The sequence below is a fragment of the Paenibacillus sp. J22P15 genome (assembly GCF_056269345.1).
On record NZ_JBWDNT010000002.1, the window covers coordinates 830,262 to 836,954 of the forward strand.

Consider the following 6,693-nt stretch of genomic DNA (forward strand, 5'->3'; position numbering starts at 1 on the left):
GCTGAAAAGCAATTCGCAGGTCAATATAAGTTATACTAATAAAGATACGATAAATGATAGTTTCATATAGAGCAGGGAATCATTCCAACGAGGTGAGAACGAGATGATTAAGTTACTTATTTGTGATGATCACGCAATGGTCAGATCGGGACTTGCAATGCTGCTGCACGGCAAGCATGACATCGAGGTAGTGGGAGAAGCTTCGGAAGGGGACGAAGCGATCCAGATGGCACAGCAGCTATTGCCGGACGTCATCTTGATGGACTTAAGTATGCCACATGGCAAAGACGGGATGACGGCAACAACGGAGCTTAAGAAGCTGCTTCCGGATATAGCGGTACTCATTCTGACGATGCATGACGATGACGAATATTTATTTCGAGCGATTCATATTGGAGCTTCAGGCTATATTTTGAAAAATGCGCCTCATGATGAGCTCTTATCAGCTATCCAGTGCGTAGCGCAAGGAAACGCCTACCTTTATCCTACCGCTACTAAACGTTTGATGAGTGAATATCTCGTCAACCTGAAGCAAGGCGGAGAAGATAACAGTCCCTATAACACACTCTCAGAGCGCGAGAAAGAAATATTGGGCTGGATTGCCAAAGGTTATTCAAATAAGGAAATAGCAGAAAGTTTAATCATAAGCGTAAAGACGGTTGAAACGCACAAAAGTCATGTTATGGACAAGCTCGGGCTTCGAACGCGGCCGGAGCTGATTAAGTTTGCGCTAGAGAAGGGATTGCTGCATTTTGATTAAACATAGCGGTAATAACTTCAGGAGAATAATCGGATCAGACGTAGATTATCTACTGTCTGTTCTTGAGAATGAAATTGAGGATAAGTCGACACTGGCTCAAGTGAATCAGTCACTTAAGCAGCTTGCTGATGTGAAGTTTGCTCTAGATGAATCATCGATCGTAGCGGTAACGGATAATAAAGGACGAATTGAATATGTAAACGATAAATTTTGTGAAATTTCGAAATATGAGCGTGAAGAACTCATCGGCAAGGATCATCGTATTATTAATTCTGGTTCTCATGGACGGGACTTCTTTCGCAAGCTTTGGGAGGTTATTTCCAGCGGGGAAGTATGGCGAGGAGAAATAAAAAACCGTGCGAAGGATGGAAGCTTCTATTGGGTAAACACGACGATCGTTCCCTTCCTTGACGAAGCGGGAAAACCTTATCAATATTTAGCCATCCGCAATGAGGTGACGCAGCGAAAGCAGGCTGAGCAGGAACTCAAGGAGATGATGGTTAAAGTTATCGAAATTCAAGAGGATGAGCGGAAACGAATTTCGAGAGAGCTGCATGACGGAATCGGACAAGGCCTCTTTTCCTTGCTTATTCGGCTTGATCGCTTAATCAGTGAACATGACAACATTGCAGAGCTGGGTGTGCTTCGCGGTGAAGTATCAGGCATGATGGAGGATATTCGCGGGCTCGCATGGGAGCTGCGGCCGTCCGTCTTGGATGATCTTGGTGTAGTGCCGGCAATAAGAACCTATGTGGAAAATTATTCGCAACATTTTGGAATTCGGCTGACGCTGACATGTAAATTAAAGAGCAGGCTGGGCATTATGAAGGAAACGGCTATTTATCGCGTCATTCAAGAAGCTTTAACGAATATTGCCAAGTATGCAGACGTAGCAGAGGCGGAAGTTATTGTTGAGGAACAAACAGAAAATGTATTGGTCAGCGTAACGGACCGCGGACTAGGCTTTAGCTCTGATCGAATCGGCAGCGGTGTAGGCTTGTTTAGCATGGAGGAGAGAGCTCGCAGCATAGGCGGACACTTGGACATTATTTCGAAGCCTGGCCATGGTACGGTGGTGCGTTTTGTCGTTCCGAAAGAAGAGAAGACTGAGGAATAAGCGTTTACCAATAGGAGGAACCTCATGTATCGGATTTTCATCGTAGAGGATGACGATAAGATTGCATCTATTTTGAAAAAAAATATGGATAAGTACGGTTTCGAGGCAGCAACGGTAACACAGTTTCGTGAAATTCTGGCAGAGCTTGCAGTTTTCGATCCACATTTGGTACTGCTCGATATTAATTTGCCATACTTTGACGGCTATTATTGGTGCAGACAAATTCGTACCCGCTCAAGTATACCTATTATTTTTATTTCTGCCCGTGCAGGTGAGATGGATCAGGTAATGGCCATCGAGAACGGCGGCGATGATTATATTACGAAGCCAATTCATTTGGATTTACTAATGGCAAAGGTGAAGAGCGTGCTCAGGAGAGCATATGGGGAATATGCAGCGATAGGGCCATCAGCAGTTGATGCCGGAGGCGCTGCACATGGTGAGCTGTCCGCAGGCGGCTTGCGCCTATATTTGAACCGCAATGAGCTTGAATGGGAGAGCTGCCGCGTTGAGCTGACTAAGAATGAACAGCTGCTTGCCGAATGTTTAATGAAGCAGCACGGCATTATCATATCACGCGAACAATTGCTGGAGGCGCTATGGGATGATGTGCAATTCGTCGATGACAATACGCTCACTGTCAATGTGACAAGACTTCGGAAAAAGCTGGAGGAGATTGGCCTCCCCAAAGCAATTGAAACGGTACGCGGTCAAGGCTACAAGCTGACAATAGAACATATATCGGAGGTAACGTCACGATGAAAGGATTATCGCTGGCGTTATTTTTGCGTGATCATCTGTTGTTTATTTTTATCGTAGTATTAATTGTTTTACTGTCTGTCAGTTTGCTTCTCCTTGAGGGAGAGCGTTACCCGGGTTTAGTTGCACAAGGGACGATTTATTATTTCGTAGTGCTTGCCTTTTTTTTACTCGGGGTTTGGCTGGTCGTTGATTATTTGCGTCAGCGTACTTACTTTAAGCAGCTAATAGAAGCTATCGCACGCTCTGAAGAGCTGCAAGCAACAACCATTGTTCAAGCAACCGTTACGCAGGAGCAGAAACTTGTCGCAAAAATGCTGGAGGAGCAAAGCCGTGCTTATTTGAATGAGCTTGGCAAATATCGCCGTCAACAGGAGATTCATAATCATTTTGTACTCCAATGGGTGCATCATATGAAGACGCCTGTATCTGTCATCGATTTATTAGCTCAGGAAGCACTTCAGCAGACCTCATCCACGCAGGAAGAACAGCAGCAGCTTGCTCTCAGCATGCAGGAGGAAACGGATCGAATGACGCGCGGGCTTGAGATGATGCTCTATACTGCGCGTCTTGATAAGTTTGAAATTGATTTGCATGTCAAGAAAATTGCTATACATGAGCTTGCTCGAACGGTTATCAATGCCCATAAGAAGCTTTGTATCCGTTACTCCATTTTCCCGCGTATCGATGGAGAAGCATGGGTGGAGACGGATGAGAAATGGATGACATTTGTGCTGAATCAGTTCGTGAGCAACGCGATCAAATACAGTAAAAGCAAAGTCGGAACCAAAAAGCTGCTCTTTCATGTGGAAGCGTTCAATGACGGAGGAGGCAAGCTAACCGTATCCGATGAAGGAATAGGTATTGCTCCGCATGATTTGCCGCGTATTTTTGACCCCTTCTTTACAGGTGAGAACGGCCGGACTGCAGGCGAGTCGACGGGGATGGGACTTTATTTGGCGAAGCAGGTGTGCAATCGGCTAGGTCATGCGATGTCCGTTTCCTCGGTACTCGGAGAAAGCACATCAGTAAGTGTATCGTTCAAGCCGCGCGGTATTCATATCTTGAGCAGCCAAAGTGTCGAGCAGCAAGGAAACATGACAAATTTGTAAGAATAGCAAGGTGTGATTGAAAGGGAAATCGATGGGTTTAACCTCTTCCCCTCGTCTATACTAACGGTAATGAAGCACATTACAGACAGATTTGGGGAGGAAATTAGCAATGAGCGTACTAAAAGCTGAAGGGCTAGGCAAAATATACAGCAGTAAGGGGAACATCGCATACAAAGCGCTTGAGGACATCGAGCTTAAGGTTGAAGCGGGAGAATTTGTTGGGGTCATGGGACCTTCAGGCAGCGGAAAAACGACCCTGCTGAATTTGTTATCAACGATTGATCGGCCGACCTCTGGTCAAATCGAAATTAACGGAGTAAACCCAAGCAAGCTGACGGATAAGAAGCTGGCATTATTTCGCCGTCGCGAACTCGGATTTGTCTTTCAAGATTTCAATTTGCTAGACACGCTATCCATTAAGGAAAACATTATTTTGCCGCTCGTATTGGAGGGCATGGCGCCGAGGCAAATTGAACAAAAGCTGGATGCATTAGCGGAGCTGCTGCAAATAAAGCCGATACTCAATAAACGGACGTATGAGGTTTCAGGCGGACAGAAGCAGCGTGCCGCGATTGCGCGAGCAATTATCCATCAGCCCTCACTCGTACTTGCAGATGAGCTGACAGGAAATCTCGATTCAAAAGCAGCGAAGGATGTTATGGATTCACTTAAAGATATGAACGAGCGCTTCAAGGCGACGGTGCTGATGGTAACGCATGACCCTTTCTCAGCGAGCTATTGTGAGCGCATTGTGTTTATCAAAGACGGCAAGTTTTTCTCAGAAATACGCCGCGGTTCGAATAGACAAGCGTTCTTCCAACAAATACTAGATGCGCTCAGCGTGCTGGGAGGTAATTTCGATGACGTTCCGTTCGCTCGCGCTTAGTAACATTCGGGGCAACTGGCGGTCGTACAGCGCATTCTTTCTGAGCAGCGTGTTTTCCGTTATGATCTTTTATATTTATGCAGCGTTTCTGTATCATCCGGAGGTAGTGAGCGGTCATATTATGGCGGCTTCAAAAATTCGTGCAGGCATGGTATTTTGTGAATATATTATCGTCATATTCTCGTTCTTGTTTGTGCTCTACTCGAATTCAGCATTTCTAAAGACGAGGCAGCAGGAATTTGGTCTGTTCTCCTTATTTGGGATGACACGGCTTCAGCTTCGAAAGCTCGTTATTTATGAAAATGCAGCTATCGCGTTAATGGCAATCGCTGTTGGTATTGGTCTTGGTATGCTGTTCAGCAAGCTGTTTTTTATGGCTTTAGCCGTACTGTTAAATTTGAATGAATCGATACCATTCGCTGCCCCGCTCAAAGCGGTTGGACTAACGGCTGGCGGATTTTTTATTCTGTTCATGCTGATATCGATCTGGACTGCGCTTCGCATCGGACGCACGGAAATAATCGATTTGCTTAAGGCTGCTCGCAAGCCAAAAGGACAGCTCGTATTCTCGTCTTGGCTGGTTGCCGTCGCTGTCATTTGCTTGTCGGCTGCTTATGGCATGGCGCTAATGATGAATGGTGCGAATTTCGTCGTGCTGGCGCTGCCTATCTTGATAACGGTTGTAATCGGTACGTATTTTCTGTTTACACAGCTAAGCATTTTGTTGCTGCGATTTATTCAAAAAAGGTCTTCCATTTACTATAAACGCACGAATATGATCGTTTTCGCGCAGCTCGGTTATAAGATAAAGGACAATGCGCATATTTTATTTATTGTATCCATTCTTAGCGCTGTCGTTATGACTGCACTTGGAACCGTATATTTACTGAACATCACCAGTAAGGATGGTATGGTTATGAATTCTCCTTTCTCGCTTGCATTCAGTGAAAAAGGCTTGAACACGCATAACGTTATCGACCCGGCGCAGCTTAAGGCTGTCGTTGAAGAAGATGGTTTCAAAATTATAAAAGAAGCAAAAGTCGCAGGCGTACTCATTGATCGCTTTTCACTTCAATGGGGTGATGAAGAACCTCGTGAAAATGATTCTGATGCCTTGATTATTTCAGCTACCGATTACAATAAGCTTGCTTCAATGACGGCTCAACCGAGCATTCAACCTGAAAATGGCAAGTTAACGCTAATACAGTCCTATTCCTCACAGGAGAGGAAAGAAGCCGGTATTGTAAAAGGCAGCATAAACGGCAAGGAAGCCGCATTTGATATTAACGGCTTGGTAGAAGCAAAGGTAATGAACATGCTGCGTAGTAATTACTTCACATTTGTTATGGATGATTTCTCTTACATGAAGCTTTTAGCAACAGTCCCAGAGGATGAGCTATTCGTAATGTATGGTTACGAGCTAAGCAATTGGGAAAAAACCGCGGCTTTATCTGAGAAGCTTACAAAGCTGGTGCCGGAGGAGTTTCAGTCGCAAGTCGATTTCAACCGCGCATCGTATATGGAGGAAATGAATCAATTCGTTTCATTAACTCTATTCATTGGTATGTTCATTAGCTTACTATTCTTTATCGCGTCCGGCAGCATGATTTATTTCAAGCTGTTTACGGAGCTGCAGGAAGATCAAGCTCAATTTAAAGCTCTGACACGCATTGGAATGACGAAGGGCGAGATTCGTAAAATCGTCATTACACAGGTTGGCATTGTTTTCTTTATTCCCGTCGTCGTTGGCATATGTCATGCTTTATTCGCGATGAAGGCACTCGACAATATGATGGAGTCATCCAATTGGATTTATTCTTTCGTCGTTATCGGTATATATATTGTGATGCAGTCGTTGTATTTCATAACCGCTTGCAGCAGCTACATGAAGAGTATTCTTCGCGGCGCAAGTGCATAGAACAAGTAAAAAAAACGGCTTTTCCTCGGGATGAACTGTGACCCGAAAGATAGACACTTTAAAAAAAGTGCCCGTCTTTCGGGTTTTTGTGTTTAAATTACTTTACTAAATTAATCGAGGTATATAACATCATGACTAAAC

At 44.7% G+C, this 6,693-nt stretch carries 6 protein-coding genes; all 6 read left to right on the forward strand.

Going from position 1 to position 6,693, the window contains the following annotated elements:
• Window positions 1-103 precede the first annotated feature (103 nt).
• The 6 genes from AC0YN6_RS08305 (at window position 104) to AC0YN6_RS08330 (ending at window position 6,552) form a co-directional block, all read left to right on the forward strand.
• Window positions 104-760, forward strand: coding sequence for a response regulator transcription factor (locus AC0YN6_RS08305; RefSeq protein WP_475746241.1), 657 nt, complete (start codon window positions 104-106; stop codon window positions 758-760).
• Window positions 753-1,877, forward strand: coding sequence for a PAS domain-containing sensor histidine kinase (locus AC0YN6_RS08310; RefSeq protein ID WP_475746243.1), 1,125 nt, complete (start codon window positions 753-755; stop codon window positions 1,875-1,877). Before AC0YN6_RS08305 ends, AC0YN6_RS08310 begins: the two co-directional genes overlap by 8 nt.
• Before the next feature lie 24 nt (window positions 1,878-1,901).
• A complete protein-coding gene (locus AC0YN6_RS08315) occupies window positions 1,902-2,639 on the forward strand; it encodes a winged helix-turn-helix domain-containing protein (RefSeq protein ID WP_475746245.1) in 738 nt (245 codons plus the stop codon).
• The gene (locus AC0YN6_RS08320; protein WP_475746247.1) at window positions 2,636-3,748 is read left to right on the forward strand and encodes a sensor histidine kinase; all 1,113 of its coding nucleotides are present in this window, start codon (window positions 2,636-2,638) and stop codon (window positions 3,746-3,748) included. The genes AC0YN6_RS08315 and AC0YN6_RS08320 overlap by 4 nt, the downstream gene beginning before the upstream one ends.
• 109 nt (window positions 3,749-3,857) lie before the next feature.
• Window positions 3,858-4,634 (forward strand): ABC transporter ATP-binding protein, encoded by a 777-nt coding sequence (locus tag AC0YN6_RS08325; protein ID WP_475746249.1) that lies wholly within the window; start codon window positions 3,858-3,860, stop codon window positions 4,632-4,634.
• Window positions 4,609-6,552: an ABC transporter permease gene (locus AC0YN6_RS08330; protein ID WP_475746251.1), complete on the forward strand. Its 1,944-nt coding sequence runs from the start codon at window positions 4,609-4,611 to the stop codon at window positions 6,550-6,552. Before AC0YN6_RS08325 ends, AC0YN6_RS08330 begins: the two co-directional genes overlap by 26 nt.
• The last annotated feature ends 141 nt before the right edge of the window (window positions 6,553-6,693 follow it).

Excerpts from the sequence above, each read along its gene's own strand:
- AC0YN6_RS08305 (WP_475746241.1), top strand. The coding sequence starts at position 104 with ATGATTAAGTTACTTATTTGTGATGATCACGCAATGGTCAGATCGGGA.
- AC0YN6_RS08315 (WP_475746245.1), top strand. The coding sequence starts at position 1,902 with ATGTATCGGATTTTCATCGTAGAGGATGACGATAAGATTGCATCTATT.
- AC0YN6_RS08320 (WP_475746247.1), top strand. The coding sequence starts at position 2,636 with ATGAAAGGATTATCGCTGGCGTTATTTTTGCGTGATCATCTGTTGTTT.
- AC0YN6_RS08325 (WP_475746249.1), top strand. The coding sequence starts at position 3,858 with ATGAGCGTACTAAAAGCTGAAGGGCTAGGCAAAATATACAGCAGTAAG.
- AC0YN6_RS08330 (WP_475746251.1), top strand. The coding sequence starts at position 4,609 with ATGACGTTCCGTTCGCTCGCGCTTAGTAACATTCGGGGCAACTGGCGG.